The 23,598-nt window shown below is 58.1% G+C and carries 25 protein-coding genes; all 25 read left to right on the plus strand.

Features of this window, described 5'->3' with window-relative positions:
• Position 1: 1 nt before the first annotated feature.
• Positions 2 to 706, plus strand: a complete 705-nt coding sequence (locus tag AAZU54_RS03515) for a DUF2786 domain-containing protein (protein ID WP_434726544.1) — start codon at positions 2 to 4, stop codon at positions 704 to 706.
• Positions 703 to 2,049, plus strand: a complete 1,347-nt coding sequence (gene dnaB / locus AAZU54_RS03520) for a replicative DNA helicase (RefSeq protein WP_434726545.1) — start codon at positions 703 to 705, stop codon at positions 2,047 to 2,049. The genes AAZU54_RS03515 and dnaB overlap by 4 nt, the downstream gene beginning before the upstream one ends.
• Positions 2,046 to 2,234 (plus strand): hypothetical protein, encoded by a 189-nt coding sequence (locus tag AAZU54_RS03525; RefSeq protein ID WP_434726546.1) that lies wholly within the window; start codon positions 2,046 to 2,048, stop codon positions 2,232 to 2,234. The genes dnaB and AAZU54_RS03525 overlap by 4 nt, the downstream gene beginning before the upstream one ends.
• A complete protein-coding gene (locus tag AAZU54_RS03530) occupies positions 2,224 to 2,742 on the plus strand; it encodes a hypothetical protein (protein WP_434726547.1) in 519 nt (172 codons plus the stop codon). The genes AAZU54_RS03525 and AAZU54_RS03530 overlap by 11 nt, the downstream gene beginning before the upstream one ends.
• A complete protein-coding gene (locus AAZU54_RS03535) occupies positions 2,739 to 2,996 on the plus strand; it encodes a hypothetical protein (RefSeq protein WP_434726548.1) in 258 nt (85 codons plus the stop codon). The genes AAZU54_RS03530 and AAZU54_RS03535 overlap by 4 nt, the downstream gene beginning before the upstream one ends.
• A complete protein-coding gene (locus tag AAZU54_RS03540; RefSeq protein ID WP_434726549.1) occupies positions 2,989 to 3,222 on the plus strand; it encodes a hypothetical protein in 234 nt (77 codons plus the stop codon). Before AAZU54_RS03535 ends, AAZU54_RS03540 begins: the two co-directional genes overlap by 8 nt.
• Complete coding sequence (yejK, locus tag AAZU54_RS03545; RefSeq protein ID WP_434726550.1) at positions 3,222 to 4,226, plus strand: nucleoid-associated protein YejK; 1,005 nt, start codon at positions 3,222 to 3,224, stop codon at positions 4,224 to 4,226. The genes AAZU54_RS03540 and yejK overlap by 1 nt, the downstream gene beginning before the upstream one ends.
• Positions 4,227 to 4,238: 12 nt before the next feature.
• Positions 4,239 to 4,586, plus strand: coding sequence for an Arc family DNA-binding protein (locus AAZU54_RS03550; RefSeq protein ID WP_434726551.1), 348 nt, complete (start codon positions 4,239 to 4,241; stop codon positions 4,584 to 4,586).
• A gap of 1 nt (position 4,587) precedes the next feature.
• Positions 4,588 to 6,306 (plus strand): ParB family protein, encoded by a 1,719-nt coding sequence (locus AAZU54_RS03555; protein WP_434726552.1) that lies wholly within the window; start codon positions 4,588 to 4,590, stop codon positions 6,304 to 6,306.
• A gap of 32 nt (positions 6,307 to 6,338) precedes the next feature.
• Complete coding sequence (locus AAZU54_RS03560) at positions 6,339 to 7,046, plus strand: DUF2857 domain-containing protein (protein WP_434726553.1); 708 nt, start codon at positions 6,339 to 6,341, stop codon at positions 7,044 to 7,046.
• Positions 7,043 to 8,350, plus strand: a complete 1,308-nt coding sequence (locus AAZU54_RS03565) for an STY4528 family pathogenicity island replication protein (RefSeq protein ID WP_434726554.1) — start codon at positions 7,043 to 7,045, stop codon at positions 8,348 to 8,350. Before AAZU54_RS03560 ends, AAZU54_RS03565 begins: the two co-directional genes overlap by 4 nt.
• Positions 8,343 to 9,083, plus strand: a complete 741-nt coding sequence (locus tag AAZU54_RS03570; RefSeq protein ID WP_434726555.1) for a prepilin peptidase — start codon at positions 8,343 to 8,345, stop codon at positions 9,081 to 9,083. The genes AAZU54_RS03565 and AAZU54_RS03570 overlap by 8 nt, the downstream gene beginning before the upstream one ends.
• Before the next feature lie 112 nt (positions 9,084 to 9,195).
• Positions 9,196 to 9,840, plus strand: a complete 645-nt coding sequence (locus AAZU54_RS03575) for a LysE family translocator (protein WP_434726556.1) — start codon at positions 9,196 to 9,198, stop codon at positions 9,838 to 9,840.
• Positions 9,841 to 10,587: 747 nt separating this feature from the next.
• Complete coding sequence (locus tag AAZU54_RS03580; protein WP_434726557.1) at positions 10,588 to 11,325, plus strand: PFL_4669 family integrating conjugative element protein; 738 nt, start codon at positions 10,588 to 10,590, stop codon at positions 11,323 to 11,325.
• Between the two features lie 5 nt (positions 11,326 to 11,330).
• Positions 11,331 to 11,855: a DUF3158 family protein gene (locus AAZU54_RS03585; RefSeq protein WP_434726558.1), complete on the plus strand. Its 525-nt coding sequence runs from the start codon at positions 11,331 to 11,333 to the stop codon at positions 11,853 to 11,855.
• Between the two features lie 14 nt (positions 11,856 to 11,869).
• Positions 11,870 to 12,367, plus strand: a complete 498-nt coding sequence (locus AAZU54_RS03590; protein WP_434726559.1) for a single-stranded DNA-binding protein — start codon at positions 11,870 to 11,872, stop codon at positions 12,365 to 12,367.
• A gap of 395 nt (positions 12,368 to 12,762) precedes the next feature.
• Positions 12,763 to 13,317 carry a hypothetical protein gene (locus tag AAZU54_RS03595; RefSeq protein ID WP_434726560.1) on the plus strand — a complete coding sequence of 185 codons (555 nt, stop codon included), beginning with the start codon at positions 12,763 to 12,765 and terminating at the stop codon, positions 13,315 to 13,317.
• A gap of 85 nt (positions 13,318 to 13,402) precedes the next feature.
• Positions 13,403 to 13,603 carry a CrpP family ICE-associated protein gene (locus AAZU54_RS03600; protein ID WP_434726561.1) on the plus strand — a complete coding sequence of 67 codons (201 nt, stop codon included), beginning with the start codon at positions 13,403 to 13,405 and terminating at the stop codon, positions 13,601 to 13,603.
• 121 nt (positions 13,604 to 13,724) lie between these two features.
• On the plus strand, positions 13,725 to 15,635 hold the full coding sequence (topA, locus tag AAZU54_RS03605) for a type I DNA topoisomerase (protein WP_434726562.1): 1,911 nt from the start codon (positions 13,725 to 13,727) through the stop codon (positions 15,633 to 15,635).
• Positions 15,636 to 16,079: 444 nt separating this feature from the next.
• Positions 16,080 to 18,065: a DEAD/DEAH box helicase gene (locus AAZU54_RS03610; RefSeq protein WP_434726563.1), complete on the plus strand. Its 1,986-nt coding sequence runs from the start codon at positions 16,080 to 16,082 to the stop codon at positions 18,063 to 18,065.
• A 185-nt stretch (positions 18,066 to 18,250) separates the two neighbouring features.
• A complete protein-coding gene (locus AAZU54_RS03615) occupies positions 18,251 to 18,394 on the plus strand; it encodes a hypothetical protein (protein ID WP_178113771.1) in 144 nt (47 codons plus the stop codon).
• Positions 18,395 to 18,410: 16 nt separating this feature from the next.
• Positions 18,411 to 19,073, plus strand: coding sequence for a hypothetical protein (locus AAZU54_RS03620; protein ID WP_434726564.1), 663 nt, complete (start codon positions 18,411 to 18,413; stop codon positions 19,071 to 19,073).
• A 145-nt stretch (positions 19,074 to 19,218) separates the two neighbouring features.
• The gene (locus AAZU54_RS03625; protein ID WP_434726565.1) at positions 19,219 to 20,409 is read left to right on the plus strand and encodes a TcpQ domain-containing protein; all 1,191 of its coding nucleotides are present in this window, start codon (positions 19,219 to 19,221) and stop codon (positions 20,407 to 20,409) included.
• On the plus strand, positions 20,406 to 22,229 hold the full coding sequence (locus AAZU54_RS03630) for a PilN family type IVB pilus formation outer membrane protein (RefSeq protein WP_434726566.1): 1,824 nt from the start codon (positions 20,406 to 20,408) through the stop codon (positions 22,227 to 22,229). The genes AAZU54_RS03625 and AAZU54_RS03630 overlap by 4 nt, the downstream gene beginning before the upstream one ends.
• Before the next feature lie 12 nt (positions 22,230 to 22,241).
• Complete coding sequence (gene pilO2, locus AAZU54_RS03635) at positions 22,242 to 23,570, plus strand: type 4b pilus protein PilO2 (RefSeq protein ID WP_434726567.1); 1,329 nt, start codon at positions 22,242 to 22,244, stop codon at positions 23,568 to 23,570.
• Positions 23,571 to 23,598: the final 28 nt, after the last annotated feature.

The raw sequence follows: 23,598 nt of genomic DNA on the forward strand, positions 1-23,598 counted from the left end.
CATGAGCATGGACAAGCAGAAGGTCCTCGAGAAGGTCACCAAGCTGCTGGCCTTGGCCAACAACCCTGGGGCAAATACCAACGAGGCCAGCATCGCGCTGCGCCAAGCCCGCACGCTCATGGCCCAGTACAACATCGAGTCGGAGGAGCTTCGAGCCGGCCAGGTCGCTGAGTCCAGCATTCGCACCGGCACCCGTCGCTCTCCTGCGGACTGGCTGCATTCACTTGCCGCCACCTGTGCAGTTGCTTTCGACTGCAGCCACCTCTCCTACTACCACCCATCGATGGGGTACTGCTTCAAATTCCTGGGCAAAGGTATCGGCCCAGAGCTGGCCTCTTACGCCTATAGCAGCCTCGCTCTGCAACTGCAAAAAGCCCGTCGTGAGCACGTTTCACAGCAGAAACGCTGCCAACTCAAGACCAAGCGCCGTCGAGGCCAGCTTTTCGCAGAAGGGTGGATAGGTGCAGTGGCACATAAGGTTCGACAGTTTGCAGGGGAGCTGGATCCTGAAACTCAAGCCGACATCACCGCCTACCTGACGCTGCACCATCCTGAGCTGAAGCGCTTCGACATCGAACCTACCGTGGCCAAGGGGCACGATCGTGGGTCCCTGCAGGCAGGTTTTGAACAGGGTCGCCATGCCCTGCTCCATCGCGGGGTTGGGCGTAATCAACAGTCCGCGATTGCCCATGGGGGTGCCAGATGAGCGTCCTGGACCTCTCCCCTCCCCACTCCATTGAAGCCGAGCAAGGCGTCCTGGGCGGGCTGATGCTGGACAACGAAGCCTGGGACCTGGTTGGCGATCGCCTGCAGCCGGAAGATTTCTTCCGTGCTGAGCACAAGGTGATTTTCAAAGCAATCTATGAGCTGGCTGAGCGTAACAGCCCATTTGATGTCGTGACGGTCAGTGAAGCCCTGGCAACACCCGAAGAGGTGGGTGGGCTTTCCTACCTGGCTGAGCTGGCCAAGAACACGCCATCGGTTGCGAACATTGAGCACTATGCCCACATCGTTCAAAACCGAGCTCACCTGCGCCGGCTGATCTCCCTCTGCTTCCAGGGTACGCGGGCAGCAGCGGATCAGCAGGCTGACGCATCGGAAGTCCAGGACAGCATCGAGCAACAGCTATACGCCCTGGGCGAAGGCCGTGCGCAAAGCGAATTTGCCGACATGAACGCCGCGCTGTCGAGCGTCATCGAGAAGATTGACCAGTACTTCAACGGCCAGGTCTCTGTAACGGGCCTCCCTACGGGCTTAGATGACCTCGATGCAATGACCCGTGGCTTGCAGCCAGCGGATCTGGTCGTCGTGGGCGCCCGTCCCTCGATGGGCAAAACCTCGTTCTGCTTGAACATGGTTGACGCGGCGCTGAAGCACGCTCCGAATGAGATCGTGGTGGTCTTCAGCATGGAAATGCCAACTGAGGCGCTGATCTTCCGCATGCTGGCCATCCTGGGCCATATCGACCTGCAGAAGTTGTTGAGCGGACAGTTGGAAGATGAGGACTGGCCCAAGCTGACCAACGCCGTGCACATCATGAAGGAGTACGGGGATCGGCTTGTCATCGATGACACCGCCAGTCTGACACCTGCGGCCATGAGGGCTAAGGTCCGGCGTGCCAGCCGCCGCTTTGGAAAGCCGTGCCTCATCATCGCTGATTATCTCCAAATGATGACGTGCTCCGGGCAGGAAAACCGAGCCAATGAAATCAGCGTCATCTCCCGTGCGCTGAAAGGCATTGCGAAGGAGTTCAACTGCCCCTTCGTAGCGCTCTCCCAGCTCAATCGCGAGCTGGAGCGCCGTCCCAATAAGCGTCCAATCAATGCCGACTTGCGTGATGGCGGCGCGATCGAACAGGACGCTGACGTGATCTTGTTTGTGTACCGGGACGAGGTCTACCACAAGGACACGGACCAGAAAGGCATTGCGGAAATCATCATCGGAAAGCAACGCCAGGGCCCCACAGGCTCGGTTCGAGCCGCCTTCATCGCCAACCAAACCCGCTTCGCAAACCTCACTGCCGACCTTTGGCAAGGAGCCGCCGCATGACGCCTGTTCACACCCAATCGGTTACCCATGACTGCCGCGGCTGCGGTCGGCACTTCGCGCTGCACCAGGTGCGGCAGGTACATCCTGCCGAACACACTCCAGAAGGTGAGGCAGAGGTACTGGTCTGCCCAGTCTGCGGCAGCTACGACCTCGATCCGCTGCAGGAGGTGGCCCGTGCAAACTGAACAGGTCTATCCACCGATCCCCGCGATCGCCAGTGCCGAGCAGTCGGCCTTAGCGTTTGCGCATCAAGCTGGGCTCAATGCGACGTGGCTCGATGCGTTGAGCCAGGTCATCTCCCGGCTCAGCCAGTTCGGCCAAACAGTAGCTCCCGTGGAGCTGGCCGAGCCACTGCGGGAGCTCGAGCGCATGAAGTACATCGAAGTGGAAACCTGCACCACCAGCGGGGTCACGGTGAGCTTGCTTGGCCAGCCTGCCTTGCTGACGAACTACTTCTGGTCCGTATGGGTGCCTAAGCACCTGCTGGCCTGTGGGATAAAGGTCGCGGTGGCCCCGCACCTGCACTCGGCCCAGGACGACGCCCATCACTGCACCGTCGTGTTCCGCATCCCCGGATCGCGTGAAGCTGCACGCGAATTTCTCACCGACCTGGCCTCCCAGTATCCCGGCAGTACCCCCGAGATCGTCGCCATCCAGGCGGGACATGCCCTCTGCGCTGGAGGTGGCCAATGACACTCGCATTGAAGTGCATCGTGAAATTCGACGGTGCAGGCTTCTGGACAAACACGGTGAAAGGCAAACGTGCGAGCTGCACTGCGAACGACCGCACTGCTGCTGAGCGGTTGGCCGCACGCCTATTTGGCGAAGGCAACGCCACCGTCGAGCAACAACTAAGTGAGCCTGGCGACCGCGACAAATACATCGCCAGTCGCTGGCTACTGACCGGCGAGGCCTTGCTGTCCGATCAGGAGGCAAGCCATGCGTAACCTCCTCCGCGGCGCTCACGACAGTGTCCGCCGGCTTGCAGAGTTCGCCCTCGCAGAGGGCTGGACCCTGACCCGCTCCAACAGTGGCCATCTGAAGTTCAGCAAGGCCGGGTTCACACCGATCTTCACGTCCTGCACACCGAGCGACCATCGCACCGAGCGTAACGCCAGGGCGCTGCTTCGCCGTGCCGAGGCCCAAAACAGCATCTCCCGGGGGATTCAATAATGCCGATCCGACACGCCATTGTTCACCAGCTCGACAAGCAGCCCGACGGCAGCCCCGCGGTGCTCCATGCCCGTGATACAGAGCTGCCTCCTTCCGATGCCATCGAGCATCTGCAGGCTGACCTGAACGACAGCTACAACGCCAAGCAAGGCAAAGCGTGGGGGTTCTTCCACGGTGAATCGGGAGCCTACCCATTCAGCGGCTGGCTGAAACAGTACCTGGATGAGCAGCACGACTTCACCAGCTTCAGCCATATGGCAGTCGAGCATCTGCAGAAGTTGATCGAAGAGGTCAGTCTGTCCATCGGTGGGCACGTGCTCTTCACCCACTACCAGCAGGGCATGACTGAATACCTGATGGTTGCCGTCCTGCAACAGATCGAGACCGTTTGCCTGGACGATGACCTCAATGTGGTGGCCTCACGCTACTTGGACACCAGCAACTTCTCCTGCGCAGCCCGGATCAATCTGAGCGAGTGGCGGAACAATCCAAAATCGAAGCAGTACATCTCCTACGTCAAGGGCAAGAACGGCAGGAAGAGCGCCGACTACTTCCGCGACTTCATCGGGTGCCAGGATGGCGTCGACGGCCCCGGTGAGACTCGCACACTGCTCAAGGCGTTCAGCGACTTCATCGAAAGCGAGGACCTGCCCGAGGAGTCAGCTCGCGAAAAGACCCAGACCCTCCTCGACTACGCCACCTCCCAGACCAAGCTGGGCCAAGCCATGACCCTGGAAGAGCTCTCCAGCCTGATCGACGAAGATCGCCCGAAAGCATTCTTCGACCACATCCGCAACAGCGACTACGGCTTGTCGCCGGAGATCCCGGCCGACAAGCGGGTCCTCAATGAATTCCGCCGGTTCACCGGCCGCGCCGAAGGCCTGTCCATCAGCTTTGAGGTGCACCTGCTTGGTTCCAACGTCACGTATGACGCCGATACCGGCTCCCTGACGATCAAGAACCTGCCGACTCAACTCACCGACCAGCTCAAGCGCCGCCAGTAAGGAGAACATCCCATGAAAGCAACCAATTCCCGTACCGCTGACAAATTCGTCGTCCGCCTGCCGGACGGCATGCGCGAACGTGTCGCGGAAGTGGCTCGTACGAACCACCGCTCCATGAACAGCGAGATCATCGATCGCCTCGAACAATCGTTGCTCAACAACCGTTTTGAGCCCGTACAGAGTGAGTCTGTTGATACCCAGGAGCTGAAATCCGAGCTGAATCGCGCCTATCGGATCATTGATCGCCTGCTGCAGAACTCGACCGCTACCCAGGAAGACGTGGCTGAGGTCCTGGTCTTGGTACGCAACACCGGGCACATGCTGACCCATCAAGCCAACGCCGTAGCCGTAGGAGCCTGACATGCAAGCTGCAGATGATCTGAAAGCTCGGCTCTTGGCGCCGGGCTTCTCCCCAACGTCGGCTACGGCGGCGATGAGCGATCCCATCGCTGATACCCCACTGGTCCTAAGTGTGGACGAGGTCCTCCCTTGGGAGGACAACCCTCGCACCACCCGTAACCCGAAGTACGACGAACTCAAAGAGTCCATTCGCAACCGAGGTCTCGACACGCCACCGCCCGTGACTCGTCGCCCAGGCGAGGAAAAGTACCGCATTCGCAACGGTGGCAACACTCGCATTGCCATCCTGAAGGAGCTGTTCCAAGAGACCAACGATCCACAGTATCAGCGTATCAACGTGCTGTTCCGCCCCTGGGATCAGGTTCGGGGCGAGATCATCATGCTCACCGGCCACCTGGCCGAGGACCTCAAGGGCGAGCTGAAATTCATCGAGCGCGCTGTTGGCGTCGATCGGGCGAAGAAACTCTATGAGGCCGAGGATCAGTCCACCATCGGGGTACGTGAGCTTTCACGCCGTCTGACGAAGGATGGCTATCCCATTTCTCACTCTCACATCAGCAGAATGTTGGACACCGTCCAATATTTGCTTCCTGCAGTACCGAGCCTGCTCTATAGCGGGTTGGGTAAACCACAGATTGAGAAGATCCTCTCTCTAAGGAAAACTGCCTCCGCATGCTGGGAAAAGCATTACAAGGGACAAGGTGTCGACTTCGAAATGCTGTTCCAGGACGTCCTGGCCATTTTTGAAGGAGACGCCGAAGAGTTTCTGTATCAACGCTTTCAGGATGAACTCATCGGGTCGATGAAAAAATCGCTTCCCCTCTCCTATGAAGACATCCTTTTGGAAATCACTCAGCAACAGGATCAGCTTCGCCGATCCACGCCGGTGATTGAACTGCCGCCAACTGATCCTTCTCCCACCACGCCCCCAGCGGGTAATGACGGCTCAACGTTGACCCCACCGGCAAAAGCAGCAGGGGGTGGCCAGATCACAACTTCGCCACAGGGCAGCCAGTCCCCTGCGGGAGCGCCGTCGTCGCCACCGGCACCAGCCTCGACCCCCAGGCTGACACAAGAGGAGCAACAGGCTCGCATCAATGCCCACGTCGCCTCCCCTACTAATACCAGCCAGCGCGTCACCGAGATGAAAGCGAAGATGGCAGCGCTCGACGGCGAGACCCTGCCTGATTTCAACGCCAACTGCCTGGTCGCCATTCCTGTTCAAGCCGGTGGGCTGCACCCGATTTCGGACCTGTGGTACATCGAGCGCGAGATCGATGAGCCCACCCAGTTACGCAAACACCTGGCCCAGCTCGCCGTTGAAATTCTGGAATCGGTGAGCGCCCCTGGGGACATCCTCGAGGTAGAGGGTGGCATTGGCTTCAAGTACAAGCAGCCCGAAGAAGATCTCGATGTGACTGCCACAGCCCACCATACCGTGACGCTGCTTCAGTCATTGAGCGGTGCAACAGCCATCGCCTTGACCATGTTGAGAGAGCAGGCGGACCCAGTGAATGCCTTGGGTGAGTTTGAGTTTGCGGCTGGCCTTGGCCAATTGCTGTTGGGACAGCCTCTGAGTGCTGAACAAGCCCCAAGTGACGAAGGCCGCTTGAGCGACGGCGCTCTGGTGAAGTTGTTCCGGATCATCCGCCTCGCTCGGCGCCTGATCGACTTGGAGATCCAGGAGCACAAAGAGCTCGAGCAGCGCTCGGCTCATTGAGTCCTGGATGAGATGAATGGGAGGGAGTCTCAATGTCCAAGTCACCTATCAATGAAGCCGTCTTGTCACAGGTGTTAGATCACATGCGCAATGGGCAATTACAGCGCTGTGTCGAGATGGGGATAAATCCAGAGGTGCTGAATCAGATTCAGCACCCCACCATTATGAGTTTGTTGAGAAATACCCCCGTTAACTGGGTCAATGTATCGATCAACAATTCCATGATAGAGAAATTGCTCACGAATGCCGCACGTTCAGAAGAAGAAACACGGCTTATTGAGCGCGCCATTCGCTTGGGTGCTACCACCACGTTGTTAAAAGCATTCTTTGGGCTTACTCCCCAAGAAATTGCTCTGCAGCGCACGCTTATTGGCGTCAAGGCACCGAGAGGGCGCTGGCCTGAACTGTCAGAGGACCAGGATCATCATTTGTGGTACCGCTGGACCAAACTCATGGCAGAGAACCAGGTCGACCTCAAAGACAGCTTGGCCATGCTGGACGTGGCCATGCTGGTTGCAGAGGAGTTGCTGACCGACGGCTTAACGCTGGCTCAGGTTTGGTCGCGCATTACTTATTGGATTGAGAAGGGACTGTATAAACAAAACCAACCAGTCTCCTCTCCGCCTGAGCAGCGCCAACTGGCAATTATCGAACAGCCGCCCCAGGCCCTCTTCGTTCGACGTTCCGATGAAAGTGGTGCGCCTTCAACAGATCTTGGAGAAGGCGAACTCAGACAATGAAGCTTGCACGGTTCCCGATTTCCACGCTCCTAGACTCGGCCTCAGGGCAACTTGAGGCCCATGTGCAGAAGAAGCGAGCTGAGGAGAACGCCCCCCCTGCGACAGCGACACCCTACGCCGGGATCATTTTCAGCGGAAATCCGCATGAAACGGTCCCGCGCCGGCTTCTGCTCGACAAGCGACTGACCCCGCTGGAGCGCAATTGCTGGCAAGTCTTCCGATTGCTGGTCAACGAGGATGGCATCACCGCCTTCCCCACCTACGACCAGCTTCGTCCGTACCTAGGCATGAATCCGGGCAAACCTGCGTCCCGAGAAACGGTGGCTAAAGCACTGACGGTCCTTCGACTGACCCGTTGGCTGAGCCTTGGCCGCAAGGTCCGGAATGAACTCAGCGGACAAGTCCAGGGAAACGTCTACCTACTCCACGACGAGCCTGTCACACCTGCAGAAGCCCTGGAGTTCGACAGGGACTACATGTCCTTGCTCATGCAATCCATGGAGCACCAGAACAAGGCGATCCGGGAAGTCGCCACGACCACCTGGCGAGAGTTCACCAGTGACCCCGACGTGGGACGCCGATTGCCCAGCCGCATCGATACCATCAGCGACCGGTTGAATGCACAAGCATGGGCCGTCGAAAGTCAGCAGCATGCCCTTCCCGCACCTGAGTTCGGAATCCGAACTCAGCCAGATTTGCCGCTGTCTGGACTGAGTTCGGATTCCGAACTCAGTGCGAACCCAGCGAAGCAGAGCGTTTTGCCACTCAGTTCGGAATCCGAACTCAGTCCAAAACCGCAGAGTTCGCCCTCAGTTCGGAATCCGAACTCAGCCAGTACGTATACGAATACAAACACTTCTGTATCTAAAAGCTTTGTACTACCGGAGGACAGCGTCGGCCCCAATTGGTTGATCACCATGGAAGGTCTCAAGCCTGAGGACAAAGGACGGGCTCGAGAGATCATGGCCCCAGTACCTGAAAACCTCCGCGCTGCGGTGATCAACCAGTGGGCACACCGATGCAAAGAGGGGAAAGTCGCCAAGCCGCTTGCATACCTGGCAACGCTTGCCAGCAAGGCGATTCGTGGAGATTTCAATGCTGACTGGCAGCCGTCGCCGGTAGCCGCTCCCATGCCATCTGGTCAGCCATCGTCGGTGGCTCCAGAGCCGAGAACGACCGTAGCCGTACCACCCAAGCGTCGCAGTGAACTCACTCCCACCGGGATGATGACCGGGCAAGCCGCGTTGAGCGCGCTGCACGCAGTGATCGCCCCTCGACGTCATCAGGGAGGCGCCCATGATTGATTGGGAGTTCCACTCAGGGCTGATGCTAACAGGGACTGGGTTGCTGGGACTGGTGGCGGGGCAACTGCTCACCCACGTCGCGCACCAGCTGCCGATCAGCCTTGAGCATCAGTGGCAGCAGGAAGCACGAGAAGTTCTTGGCTTGGGCAAAGAAGTGACATGCCTCCCCAAGCATGGCTCGCACGACACGTCCAGGCCACGTGACTGGGTCGTGCAAATCGGATGCGCGGCCTTGTCGATGGTAGTGGTTTGGCAATTAGGGATGACACTACAGGCGCTGTTCGCCCTGTTACTGACCTGGTGGCTGATCACGCTGAGTTTGATCGACAGCGAACATCACTTGCTGCCAGACGTGTTGGTAATACCCGGCCTTTGGTTCGGCCTGATCCTTAACTCTTTCGGCGTGTTCACCTCCCTGTCGGAGGCACTCTGGGGATGCGTCATTGGTTATGTGAGCCTCTGGTCGGTGTTTCACCTGGTCAAGCTCTGTACTGGAAAAGAGAGCTTGGGCGCGGGTGACTTCAAGCTGCTGGCCCTGATCGGAGCATGGGGAGGCTGGAACATTGTCCCGTTGACACTGGTGCTCGCCCTACTCAGCGCTCTCTTGGCGAATGTGCAATACCTACTGCGACCCAAATCGTCCAGACCCGCTGTAGTTCCTTTCGGCCCACATCTGTCAATTGCAGGCTGGCTAAGCCTTGCACTGAAACCAACCCTACTTCATATGATGTAACGTGAATCCACCTGTCCAATCGCATACCCTGGGCGCGTCCGTATGTGTAAGATGATGTCTCGCTCCCGCCGTGGCGCCGCGTCTCTGGCTTTTTCAAAGAGTTAAGGTATCGATGTTAGACATTACTAACCTATGGCTTTTTATTTTGTCTGTCTTCCTCCTATCCATCACACCCGGGCCCGACATGGCCTATGTCGTTGGCCAGAGCGTCGCTAACGGACGTCGCGCCGGAGTGATTTCCGCCGCTGGCGTAGCACTGGGAAGCTGTACCCATGCGGTCGCAAGCGTGGTCGGATTAACTGCTCTGATTGCAGCTTCGCCACTTATGTTTTCAGTCGTCAAATATGCCGGGGCGCTCTATCTTATTTATCTAGGCTCCAAGATGATTCTTGGCACCTTCGGAAAAAGAAGCACTACGACTACCGAACAACCACAGATTAAAAACAATGCTCAACTAAAAGACCTGCTCTCGAAAGGCTTTATCACCACACTGACCAACCCCAAGGTTCTTCTGTTTTTCGTCTCCTTTTTCCCTCAATTTGTTGTACCCAACGGACCGTATCAAACAGAGTCGTTCCTGGTTTTGGGTTTAACTTATGCTTTGGTAGCCTTCTTGACCGACTCAATGTTCGCACTTTTAGCTGGAAGCGCAGCTGGTGCAGTGTCGCAAAATAGATCTCTGCAACACCTGATGGATCGCGTGGTTGGCTGTACCTTCGTTGCTCTCGGTGTTCGATTAGCCCTAACGCGGCGTTAAGTAGGATCGACCGGGGCTTTAATCTAAAAAGCGCCCAAGCCCTGATTTAGAAGGCTGCGGCGCTTTTTTATTGTCTCTATTTTGAGAAGCATGGCGCTTGCCACTGGCACCACGCAAAACTGGTGCGACCCGCACCACAACCCAAAAACTGGTGTCTGCGACGATGGCCTAGCGAGTGGTGCCACTGGCACCACTTTCTAGAACCAGTCGTCGACTTCGACAGCTTACCAAGTGGTGCGGCCCACACCACTCTTCTAGGCCTATCGCCGCCGTCGATGGCCAATCGAGCGGTGCCACCGGCAACACGCACAAGTGGTGCGGCCCGCACCACTTTCCAGAACCAGGCGTCGACTTCGACAGCCTACCAAGTGGTGCCACTGGCACCACTTTCCAGAACCAGTCATCGACTTCGACAGCTTACCAAGTGGTGCCACTGGCACCACTTTCTAGAACCAGTCGTCGACTTCGACAGCTTACCAAGTGGTGCGGCCCGCACCACTTTCCAGAACCAGGCGTCGACTTCGACAGCCTACCAAGTGGTGCCACTGGCACCACTTTCCAGAACCAGTCATCGACTTCGACAGCTTACCAAGTGGTGCCACTGGCACCACTCCCGGATGCGGTTGACCACACCATTCGACAGCTCTGCCGAAATCCAACGCAACACGTTATTCATTTATTACTGCGCCGCAGCAGCCTGAAAAGCAGCATGGACACGTCTTCCCTTCTTTATATAAGGAACCGTCCATGGCTGATCAGTATCCACTCAACATTGGCTCCCTTCGCAGCCAGGTCAACCTCACCCTGCACACCCATCACGCCGCCCGCATCTGGCTGGGCCGCCAACAGAACGATGGCAAGCATGCCATCCCTGGCCTCGCTGGCTTCTGCCAAAAGATCAACCAGATCGACCGTGGTTCCGCTCAGGACGACCCCTACTCCGACTGGTGGATGATCCTGATCCAGGAAAAGATCCAGGAATCGGACAACGCCCTCAAAGCCATCGACAGCCGTCTCGATGACGTAATGGCCCAACTCCCCAAAACCCTGGAGGTCGGCGAGAACCTCTCTATCCAGCCGATGAAACTGCCGCTGTACCTGTCCAACCCTCTCGCGTTCAAAGCCGTCTATCTGCTGACCGGGTACGACGAAGTCGTCCGTCGCGTTCTGCTGGCCCAGCATGTCGGCATGATCGGTCGCCGCGACGGTGAAGCGTGGATCGATGAAGGCGCTCACCTGCTGCGCAGTCTGTTCGGCCTGGCCCAGCAGTTCCGCTACTCCGGTGCAAGCCGTGACGACTTCGCCGCGAACAATGCCCGCGCCGAGCAGGCCCGCGAGATGTATGCCCGCTTCGATGCCATCCCTCAGGACATCCTCGAAGGCACCCGTCGATCCGAATTCGCCCCTGTCATTCGCCGCAATCAGCCAGCGGCGACTGAGCCAGACGACCTGGCTGAAGACGACTTTCGCGAAGGTGAGGAGTGACAAGCATGCGCTCGGGCGAAGGCTTGCAACAGGGTGCCTTCAAACCGCTGCAACAGGGTGCTTATCAGGCGCTGCAACAGAGTGCCTCACTAAAAGGCCTTTTAAAGCCTTTTAAAGGTAAGGGGGAGCTGGACCAGTTAGCGGCTCAATGCACAGCACTGGAGGTGGGTGTACGCGAGCTTGCCCAGGAAGTGCTGGACCAGGTCCGCCAACATCCATTCGCGCTTCTGCCCGTTCGACTCATCGAGCAAAACACGGCGGCTGGAACAACCTTCCTTCGTTGGCAGCACGTACAGACACGACGCATGGGCGTCGGCGTCTGGAGGTGGCAGTTGGACCAGCCCAAAACCTCAAGGCAGCTGCTGCAGGACCTGTTTGCCCTGGAGCAGCACCGCATCACGCTCAACATGCAAACCACCATCCTTCACTTCATCGGCAAACAGGCCGCCGAGTGCGCCGAAAAGCTGGGCCAGGCCGAAGCCGAATTTCAGGCTCGACTGCAGCAGTACACACACCAACCTCAACGCTGAACGGAGATACAACCATGGGTACATCAGTAGTTTGGGAAGGCAACGTCGGCAACGCGCCGGAGCATCGGTCCTTCCCTAATGGCAACAAAGATCCGCGGCAGATGCTGCGTCTGAACGTCTTCTTCGATAATTCCATCCCTGATGGCCAGGGTGGATTCAAGGATCGGGGAGGCTTCTGGGCCAACGTTGAGTGGTGGCATCCGGATGCCGAGCGATTCGCCAACCTGTTCCAGAAAGGCATGCGTGTCCAAGTGACTGGTCGGGCGATCATGGATACTTGGAAGGACAAGGGGACCGGCGAGGAAGTATCCGCACTGAAGGTTGAGGCGGCACGAATCGCGATCCTCCCGCACCGGGTCGAACATGTCACTCTGGCATCGAGCGGCAACAGTCAACGTCCAGCTAATCAACAACCGTCCGGCCAGCCCCGCGGCCAGGGTCAACCATCACAGCAACCAGAACCGGAAGGTCTGCACGACTATCCCGGCTTTGACGACGACTTGCCGATATAACCACCCCCTTAATTTTCGCGCCTCATCGTGAAGCTCTTGGTGACAAGGATGTCACTTCGAGTTTCACCTCCCTTCGATGCAGCCCCTCCCTTTGCTTTCAGGCCACTGCTTGGCAGGCGATTTTTCAGGCGCCACTCGTGAAGCCTCTGGTGGCAAGACCAGATCGTCGTCATCCATTCCCCTCTCAAAGACGACTGGATGACCTGCAAAAATTGCCGCGCTCCTCGTAGACCTCTTGGGTCAAGAACGATGCATCGTGGATCAAGGGGCGCTGCAAGCAGCGCATGCCCAGGCTCTGCCTCGATAAATCCGCTGCTCAACGGTTTTCATTTTCCAATGGTTGCTGCTCGCTCATTTACTGATACTCGGCCAATCAAAAGAGTGGAGCATGACCTATGAATATGAAAAAAATTGCCTGTAAAAGCATCGTTGCACTATTGGCTACATTCTTACTCAATGTTTTTGCGGGGAATGCCTCCTCCAAAACACCAACAGAGCTAGAAGTCTCGGGCGCACTACTTTATGGAAACTTCGTAATCACTTCCTTTGCAGATGTAGTCCGCGACGGCGCTACATTGGAAGCAAGTTCAAATACCAAAAGCCGTTACTTCGCAGACAATAATAAAACTGCCAAACCAGAACCATATGAACATGGTTTTACAATAAAAGTCTCACCACTGCTCGGGTTTCCAAAGCCTGATACTGTCTACGCCAGGATCACAATCGATGGAAACACTGTTATGAGATTCCTCGTACCAAAGTCTCGACCAGCTGGCATAGGCAGGCCACAATTGCAGGGGATTAATGTCGTGTCCTTAGAAAAACTTGTCGAGGGAAAAGAAAGTGTGATTGGCTTCGATTGCACCTATGTAAATATCAACGATGAAAAACCCGAAGCTCGGAATTGCCGCTATCGTCTGGTTCTGACCGTCAACAAACACAAGACGTAGTAGCCCTTAAAAATCGCTCCATCGTCAAAATTCAGCAGGCAGGTCCGTTGAGACGGGAGCCTGCTGAACTCATCAGCCGAGGCCCATGATGGACAATCAGCAACCTCAGACACCTAAGCTGGATAGGCGGCACTTCAACAATCCTCACCCTACGGTCGAGGCTGCTGGGGTCGAAGCCGCCGAGAAAGGGTTGCCCGTGTATGCCTGCCCTTACAAGCACCCCGCCATGCTGGCCTCCTGGCTGAAAGGGTACAAGCGCGCCCAGCAGCTCACCCTCGATTTCTGACCTCCGCCACCTAGCCTACCGTTCTCTGGAAATCCCTCCCCTCCGGTTCACCATTTCGCGTTGTGTGGTCTCCGACCGACAGCAAGAGTGCCCCCTGTTTGAATTGTTTAGGGGGAACCCCATGAAACTCCTGATCATCGAGGCACCCGGCAAGCTGAAGAAGCTGAGGCCCATAATGAAAAAGATCCGCCCTGGCGAAGACTGGGAAGTCGTAGCCACCGGTGGCCACATCCGTGATCTACCGCAGTCGGGCCAAGACGACACGATGATCACCACCGGGGTATTGAAGACCTTTCGCCCGGTGTATGAAATCCTGCCGAAGAGTGCACGCAACGTCAGCACCATTCGCAAAGCACTCAAGAACGCCACCGAGGTTTACATCGCCACCGACCCGGATCGCGAGGGTGAAAGCATCGCCTGGCACATCCAGCAGACGCTAGGCATCCGCGAGTACAAGCGGGTCACCTTCAACGAGATCACCCAATCCCGCGTTCGCGAGGGCCTGGCCAACGCTCGTAGAATTGACGGCCAGCTCGTCGCGTCACAGGAATGCCGTCGGGTTCTCGACCGCCTGGTGGGATATCTTGTCACCCAGCAGCTGCGCCGGATCCTGGGCCAACCGACATCAGCAGGCCGCGTGCAATCTCCGGCCCTCTACCTGGTCGTGCTGCGTGAGCGTGAAATCAGCAACTTCAAGGTCATTCATCACTTCGGAGTGGAGCTGGTCTTCAAGGACGAAGCCTCCGCCTTGACCTGGACTGCTGTGTGGCAGCCGGTGCCAGACTTTGCCAGCAAAGAGCATCCGTACATACAGGACGGCACGCTCGCAGCCCGGGTCGCTGCAACCCGGGCAGTTATCGTAGAGTCGTGCGAAGACGGCAAGAAGCGCAGGCCACCGCCTCCGCCCTTCATCTCTTCGACCCTGCAACAGGCGGCCAGCGTGGCGTTGAAATGGGATCCGGACAAGACGATGCAGATCGCGCAGCGCCTGTACGAACAGGGGGTGATCACCTATCACCGGACGGATAACCCCAACTTGGCCGATGAGGCCATGCCAGATATCCAGGCAGTGGCTCGCAGGCAAGGCCTCGACGTGGTTGACGAGCGCCGGACGTTCAAGGCTGCGGATAGCGCCCAGGAAGGTCACCCCGCGATTGCGCCAACGGTGTGGGAAGATGAAGTCGCAGGAGAATCCGCTGAAGAACAGGCCCTGTACAAGCTCATCCGGATTCGGGCGCTGGCCAGCCAGCTTGCCGATGCAATCTATGACGTGCGCACCGCAAAACTACTGGCCAAGGGTCCCGATCAGCGGCCACTGCGCTTCGCTGCTACTGGCAGCACGGTCGCCTATCTCGGTTGGATGAAGCTCTTACAGAAGGACGACACCGAGGAAGAAGTATCAGACCTCGCCAAGAACCCTGTGCCGAAGCTAGAGCCCAAGCAGATCCTCTCTGTACATCAGGCAGAAGTGCTCAACCAGAAAACGAAGCCCCCTGCACGCTTCACAAAGGCGAGTCTCATCAAGGAGCTCGAAAGGCGCGGAATCGGCAGACCCAGTACCTTCTCCTCGATCGTAAAGAACATCACTGGCAAAGGCCTGGTCGTCGAGGAAAAGCGCAAGCTCGTACCGGGGCCACTAGGTGTGAGCACCATCGCCCAGCTGGAAGGCCGGTTCAGCTTTGTCGAACTCGCCTTCACCAGCACGCTGGAGAAGGACCTGGACCGAATCGCTCGCGGGGAAGAACAGTATGGCTCGGTAGTCGCCAAGTTCTATCAGCACCTCCAGGGTGAACTGAACACCCTTCACCAGGCGCCCACGGTCAAGATGACCACCCGGTCGACAGGATCAACTTCAAGCAGTGCTGGCGAGCCTGTTTGTGGCAAATGCGGTATGCCGCTCGCACGCCGGCAGAAGCGTGGCGAGGGTGGCTACGACTTCTGGGGCTGCACCGGGTACAAGGCGAATGGCTGCAAGGTCAGCTACCCCAACGTGAAGGGGAAGCCTGACTTCGACAAACCGAGGGGGATGTAGAGGCTTCGCCGAAATCCCTGCGGGCTGATTGTCCTTTTCTCCTGTAGCCACTCTCCTCCAACTGCCAATCTGCTCGCTCCTACGGGTGCGGGCAGCCGCACCTTGAACGATGACGTGTTGACTCCTCATCATCCCGGAGGTGCTTGTGGCCCGTTCCAAGAAAGTCATTGATCGGTTGAAGGCCGAGCAGGCTGAGAATCCGAAGGTCCCCCATTATGAATCCCGGCCAGGCGAGTCATGCTGGCCGTTACAACCTGACGACATCAAGACCGCCGGGTACTGGAAGCAGGAGCGCAGACGTGTACAGAAAGGCGCAGAGCCAGCTGCGTACGTAATCAGTGGCCAGGGAGGATCGCTTCACGGCTCAGTGCTCTTAACCCGTTGGGTCCCTGCCTACCACCTCGACCAAACGGTGCCGATGAAGTCCAAGAGCGCGGACGCCAATTGAAACGGCCACGCCTCCTCAACAGCCAGCCAGTGCTGCTCGAAGCAGCCGTGTTCGACGGCTACGACATGGGCCTCCTCATGCCCTACATCGAAGGCGCAAACAAGGTCATGCTCGCCCGTAGCGGGTTCTTCATCCGCCGTGGCGATCACCCACTCAGCCGCTATTGGCGCGTACCCAAGGCCAAACTCATCGACGAATTGGATCTGGTGTACCACCAGCTAATCGAGCTGGCCGGTGGCAAGATCACGGAGTCATGGCAGGCATTCCGCCAGAAGATCGAGTCTGCGTTGTGTGCTCCACACAGGGACGCCTTTACCTGGGGGCTGCTGCTGCGCATCGCGCCAATGACCGACGGCGGTGTCCTGCTGTCAGGTGATTACCATCCCGGCGTGGTCGCCGTCGCACGCCGGATGCGCGGGATGTTCTTGGGTAGATCCAGTTCATGGCGCATCAATGCGACCGCAGAGATCCTGCGCAGCAACTTGATTCTGGAGCTGGGTCTGGCCGAGGAGCAATTCGAGATCCTCGACGTGGTGCAGGAGCTCCTGGGCGATGGTTCTGTCGTACCAGCAGAGGACATTCCGCGCATCAGCCTGGGCGGCGCTCCACAAGAGTCTTCGGCAATCACCAGTGGCGAAGAGACCTCGAACGACATTTACCTTGCGGCCGTCTCGCCGATCGAGCGCACCGAGTTCAGCGATGCCGTGATTGCTCAGGCCCTGGAAGGTTACTCTCTCCTGGAACACCAACCAGCGGGCATTGCACACCTACTCCAACGCACCAGCGCGTTGCTGGCCGACGACATGGGCCTCGGCAAGACCCGTCAGTCCATCATTGCCGCACATATCTGCGCAGCCGGGCGCCCGATCCTGGTCGTGACCCTCTCTTCGTTGCTGATCAACTGGCAGCGCGAGGTGCAGGCCGTGTACCCCGACGCGAAGATTGCTCTGCAAAAGAACGACCCGCAGGCCCAATGGATGTTGATCAATTATGAGCGCTTGGGCGACTACGTGACCCTGGCCGAGCACTACCATGTGCTTGTGGTCGACGAGGCCCACCAGTTGAAAGAACCAACTGCCGAACGCACCCGCCATGGCTTCGATATCGCGGCCAAGGTGCCCAACAGGTACTTGCTGACGGGCACGCCTGTGCTCAACCGCGAGACGGAGCTGCACACCCTGCTGCGCCTTTCCGGGCATCCCGTTGGCCAACTGCCCCTAGGAGACTTCTGCGAACGCTTCGCCGGTAACCCAGAGTTTCGGCAGAACCTACGGGCAGAGCTTGGCGACTGGATGCTGCGTCGTCGGAAGGATGTACTGCCGGGTCTCAAGGGCAAACAGCGGCAACTGCTGCCGGTGGCCATGGACCCAGAGGAGCGCCGCAAGTACGACACCATACGCCTCGAGGACAAACCGATCTTCGCCAGACTCGGCGCGCTTCGCCATTATCTGGAACAGGTGAAGATCCGGATCGCCATGGACCTCCTGGGCGAGCTGGACGCCGAGGACAAAGTCATCCTCTTCTGTGAATTCAAGCCCACCGTGGAACGGCTCAAGGAGCTGTGCGATGAGGCGGGTGTCGGCAACGTCACTCTGGTCGGCAGCGACTCGCTCACCAAGCGTCAGAAAGCGATCGACAAGTTCCAGGTGGATCCCGACTGCCGGGTTTTCATCTGCACCACCCGAGCCGCCGGTACCGGAAACAACCTCACCGCCGCCAACAACGTGTTTTTCCTGGGGCTGCCCTGGACACCTGGCCAGCAGGACCAGGCTGAAGATCGCGCCTATCGAAACGGCCAGCTCAGGACGGTGATCGTCAAAATCCCGCTGGTGGAGAACAGCATCGACCAGCAGCTGTGGCAGATGCTGTTGGCCAAACGTCAGGTCAGCCTTGAGCTCATCGAACCCGAGGAGCAACAGGACGCCCTGGCCAAGGCCATGCTCGCAGCCACCATAACCGAGCAGAACATTGGAGCAAACTGACTGCCATACTTCGTAGCAAAGCCCACGGAATCAACCCGCCATGCTCGCAGCTCGAAGCGCATGAAGCCTCGCATCCGGGGCGCCGTGTCACCTTGACAGCCGGTCGACCATTCATCAGAATTGATCAAAGGAACGCTATAGCTGGCTTGAGAAAGCCAAGCGTCACGTTGGAACAGGAGGTTTAGATGCCTAACGTATCGATCGCACTGATCAAGCAGAGCAACAGTAAGCTCGCTTCCAAGAAGGCCGTAACGGCGCGATCTTCCAAGCTGTCCAAAGCGAACATTAATGATCTGATGAAAGAGGCCTATGGCCGCTTGTCGCGCTGATTAGGGCTAATTTACCTTGTCAAGCACTTCAACGACCAATATTTCTGATTTTTCTCAGACAGCAGCCAACCGAGACACCGACTCTGGCCCTTCGCGAGTTAACGCGAACCCACCAGAGTCGGTGTTTTCGTATGAGGGATCGCTCGACGTCTTCAAAGAGCTCGTCGAATCCCCTGATGACTTCTTGGGAATGCTCGCCTACTCGCTGTACAAACAGCACAAGATCGAATGGCTGCAGTCTCATCCACAAGACGATCACCAAGCATTCAAAAAGGTAGCGTGCACCTCGCTGCAGGTGGGGATGTACCGAAACCAAGCCGAGCAACTGGCTAAGAACTTCATCGACGTGTCCCTCGAAGCTCTCGGAGAAGAGATGCGGCAGAACATTCTGTCAGACGAGATCATGACCCGTGTCAATGCTATGCAGCCGGCTCTCTCCGCCGAAATTAAAGCAATCAAACCCACGAAGACTGAAGCTGCCCTCGGCCACTTCAAGGGAGGCCTCGCTTCAGCGATCGTCGCACTTACGCTCTTCGCCGTTTTCAACCTCTACGGCAAATTCCAAAAAGAAGGTGGACTTGAGGGCGTCGTGAAAAATTGGCTCTCCAGTGATTCGACTGAGAGTCCTCATCAGCCCCCTGCTCCAACGCTGTCCCAAAAACCTACTTCTGGCCAGTAGTTTTTGCCCCTTGGCCGTGACCCTACCATCGGTCACGGCTAACCGCCCCCCCTCATAAAAAATCAACTTAAGCCTACTGCGCATTTACTGCTGCGCGGTCAACGCCTGCCTGTCACCTTGGCCTCAATCACTACAGGGGGCCTCAATGATCAGGCAGTTCACCACACTCTCGTTGCTCGCGCTCGTTGCAGGGTGTGCGATCCAACAGGCAGAGCAAAAGCCAAAACCAGCATTCGACAGCAGCCGCAATCCTGAATGGCTTGCTCCAGACCTCTATCCGAACGGGGCGAGTGCGGAGAAAGAACCTGTTGTCCGCTATGGGCGCTACACCTTGGTAAGCACCCAGCCGGATGCCGGGCAACGCGATTTGATGGCCCAGATCATCGACGTGACGATCCCGTCAAGCATGAACCCCAGCGTACGGGATGCGATGCTCTACGTGGTTGATCGTTCGGGCTATGCCCTATGCCCCCCCAGCTCCAACCACGTCAACATCCTGTACACCCGGCCTCTCCCTGCCGCCCAGTACAAGCTCGGCCCAATGACCCTGCGCAACACCTTGCAGGTCCTGGCGGGACCGGCCTGGCAGGTGAAGGTCGATGAGGTCAACCGGCAGGTCTGTTTTGCGCTGCGCCCAGGCTACCAACTGCCGGAACCATCTACCCCTGCTCGCCAGCTCTATGCGAGCAACTCCCCAGCAACGACGCCAGCCGCATCCCTGGCGCCCAACAAGACAGAAGGCGTCATTGTCGCGGCGGTGCCGGCTGCGCCTGCCATCACCACCTCAGCGCCTGTTGCATCGACGACTGCAACAGCCTCCCGAGTGCTCCCCCCAGTGGCACCTCCTGCCAAGGATGGCTCTACTCCCACGGTCACGGCTTCTAGCCCTGCTGCGAAGCCTGCGGCCCCGCTCGCGCCTGCTGCGGTGGCAACTGCCGAAGCACAAAAGCCTATCGCTGCAGCGACACCTGCAGCCGTGCCCACCCCTTCTCCAAAGCCGGCCACGCCTGTGCAACTTGCAACGCCAATCGCCAAGGCTAATCCCGTTCCCGCTCCACCGCCTCGGCCGCTGCCCCAGGTATGGACGGCCGAAACTGGCTCAACCTTGCGTCAAAGCGTCGAGGCCTGGGCCAAGAAAGCGAGTCCGACCTGGACGGTGATCTGGAGTCAGGAAGACCTGGATTACCCAATTGAAGCCCGGCTGCGTTTCGAGGGGTCTTTCCAGGACGCCATCAAAGAGCTGTTCCCGCTTTACGACACCGCTCCACGCTCTTTCGTCGTTGATGGAAGCGATACGCAGCGTGTGTTGCACGTTGACGAGAGGAAGAAGAAATGACCGTATCCCCATGGGTCCGCTGGGCACTCACCCCGCTGACGGTCGCCATTCTGGCGGGCTGCGCGGTACAGCGCGTGAACGAGTCCTTTGATCGAGCAGATTTACAAGGTCGCACTGCAGGGCAATACAACAAGTACCTGCAGAACCAACAACCCCAGCAAGCCCGCGACACCGTGGTGTTCAGCAACAAACCCTGGGTTTCGACTCAGCCGCTGGTGAGCAAACGCGGCCTGCCCTTCTCAATGGACCAGGATATCGCCTACCGGCCTGCCGGCGCTGTATCCATCAGCGAAGTGGCCCAGTACATCACCAAGCAGACCGGCATGCCGGTGGTTGTGGCTCCGGATGCTATGAATCCAGGCATTCTTTCCTCTGAGCGCCGTGCAGGTAACGCCGCTCAGCAGGCAATGCCCAATCCCGATAGTTTGGCTGGTCTCATGCCCAATGGGGTTATGGGTGCCACTCCGAACGCCACAAGCGCTTTCGATTTTGGCTTGGGGGCCACTGGACTGGTCAGTGGTATCCAGTTCTCCGGTCGAGTCTCTGGGCTGCTCAATCAGACGACCTCGCAGCTCGGTCTGTCCTGGCATTTCGATCCACAGCTTCAAGGCGTCCGCATCACCTACTTCGACACACGTACGTTCGATGTGTGGACCTTCGGGGATGAGCTGGAGATCGAAAGCACCGTCAAGTCGGGCCTGCTCACCTCTACAGGCAGTGGTGACTCGGGCACATCGACTTCCTCTTCGGGCGCTTCAGGTGAGTCCGGGAGCAATCAAAGCACGAAGTCCACCTACAAAACCTCGCTGATGAGCGACATCGAGAACGATGTCAAAGCCATGCTCAGCGTGCAGCCTGCTGGGCGTGCGACCCTTTCGCGCTCCACCGGCACCCTCACAGTGACCGATCGCCCAGAAGTCTTGAACCGAATCTCGGCGTACCTCAAAACCACCAACCGCAGCATCACTCGGCAAGTACTGTTTAACGTCAAGGTTTATGAGGTCACGTTCAACGACCGAGACCAGACCGCAATCAATTGGAGTGCCGTTTACAAGTCCATCTCTGGGAACTGGGGCTTCGGCTTGAGCAACACCGTGGCCGGTATCAGCACCGATGCTGTGTCGGCCACCGGCAGCATTCTCGATACCTCCAGCTCACCATGGGCAGGTTCAAAAGCCGTACTGCAGGCGCTCTCCGAACAGGGCCGTGTCGCCGAAGTGCGAACCCCGTCCATCACCACCTTGAACCTGCAGCCAGCGCCTATCCAGATCGGCAATGTGACTGGCTACGTCGCCTCGAGCTCAACCACCTCGACTGCCTCGGTGGGCACAAGCAGCAGCCTGCAACCCGCAACCATCACCAGCGGATTCAACATGATGCTGCTGCCCAAACTCCTGGATAAGGAAAACATGCTGCTGATGATCACGCTCAGCATCAGCAGCAAGCCTACGTTCCAGACCTTCACCAGCAACGACTCCAGCGTCCAAACCCCGGACTACGACACCAAGAACGTCGCGCCCAAGGTACAACTGAAAAGTGGCCAAACGCTCGTCATCACCGGTTTCGATGAGGACAGCGAGAACGCCAAGAAAAGCGGCGTGGGAAGTGCCGGTTTCTTCGGCTTGGGCGGTGGACGTACCCGGTCGACCACCCATAGCGCCATGGTGGTACTGGTCACGCCGATCGTCCTGCCCGACAGCCTGGGAAGCCTGAACGCCCACCCGTTCAATTTCGGCGCCGACAGCATCGCCACCAACCAGGGCTACGCCAGTTCGGCACAGATCTGCCGACCTCCATTGCGTGCCTGTGGGACCTTGTAAGTGAGCAGCACTATGAACACCGAGGCTCCAAAGGTTCCCGAGTCCCGCGTCAAAACCCTCAAGTACCACGGGCGGACCTTCGTTACCGGTATGCGCTGGGTACCACTGGGCTCGGTGCCGAGCTACATGAAAGAAGCACGTAAGTTCGGCAAGGACCACGACCTGGACATCGTGGCCATCCGAAAGACCACCAGCCTGATCCAAGCCGGCTTCGTTTCACGCACTGCCGGCGTCAACAAGGGGATGTACTCATTGGCAGCCACCCTTGCTGGCCAACTGGGTGACTCTTGGATCGCCGCTTGGCGTGTCGCTGCAGATGACGACCAATATGCAATTGTGGCTGTGCATGAAGGCTCAATCATGCCCGGCTGCGACCGCATTGGCAGCGCGCTTGAGGTGCGCAAGCGAATCGCCCAGCAACGTACTCTGGGTCTCAAGTTTGGTCACGAATACCTGCCCCCTGAATTCGATATGGGAGGTGAGCCCTTCGACATCGAGGAGCTGCTACAGCCCTCCAGGCTTAAGCGCGAATATCGTCTTCGTCCGCTGGTGTTCGGCCTTTCGAAAGCAGAACTGGCTCAGCTCGTTGCGCTGGCTGTGATCGGCTCAGTCTGTGCAGGTGCCTGGCTGCTCTGGAAGTCGCACCAGGACGAACTAGCACGACAAGCACGAATACAAGCCGAACAAGCACGCCTTCAAGAGCTGGCCCGTCTCCAAGAGCAAACTGGTACTGAGCAGCCTCCCCAGGCACTCGAACATCCCTGGGCAAAGCTGCCCTCTGTCGAGGCCTTCATCGAAGCCTGCAGCCAGGTGATCTACAAGCTACCGCCAAATATCGAAGGTTGGCCTTTCACAGAGGCTACCTGCAGCGGTGAGCATGTACTGGCCAACTACCAACGTACAGGCAACAGCACCGCACAACAGCTCATCACTGCCATCGGCAGCATCTTCTCCGACCGCCCGAGCTTCTTCGAAAACGGCAAGAACGTGACCCTGAAGTTCGACCTGGCTGTGCCTGCTGCAGGGGACGAGCCACTGCTCGATGCATTCGATGCCGTGACTGCGCTCTCCTCCTGGTTCCACGGCTTCTCCCAGGATCCAGATCTCAAGGAAGTCCCCTTCAAGGCGGTCCAGGAGCCGGCGCTGCCCGGCCAACCGGCCCCACCACCACCTCCGCCTCCTCAGTGGAAGGAATTCGAGCTTCGGTATAGCAGCGGCCTTCTGCCCTACGACTCCTTCAACGGTGCCCCCACGCAAGGGCTCCGTCTGCAGGAGATCAAGACCGAGTACAAGGCAGACCACTTGATCTGGTCCGTCACAGGAGTTCTGTATGCCAAATAAACACTATTGGATGGCCCTTGCAGCCGTA

Origin of the sequence: Pseudomonas sp. Je.1.5.c, from assembly GCF_051129895.1 — a bacterium.
Classification (GTDB): domain Bacteria; phylum Pseudomonadota; class Gammaproteobacteria; order Pseudomonadales; family Pseudomonadaceae; genus Aquipseudomonas; species Aquipseudomonas urmiensis.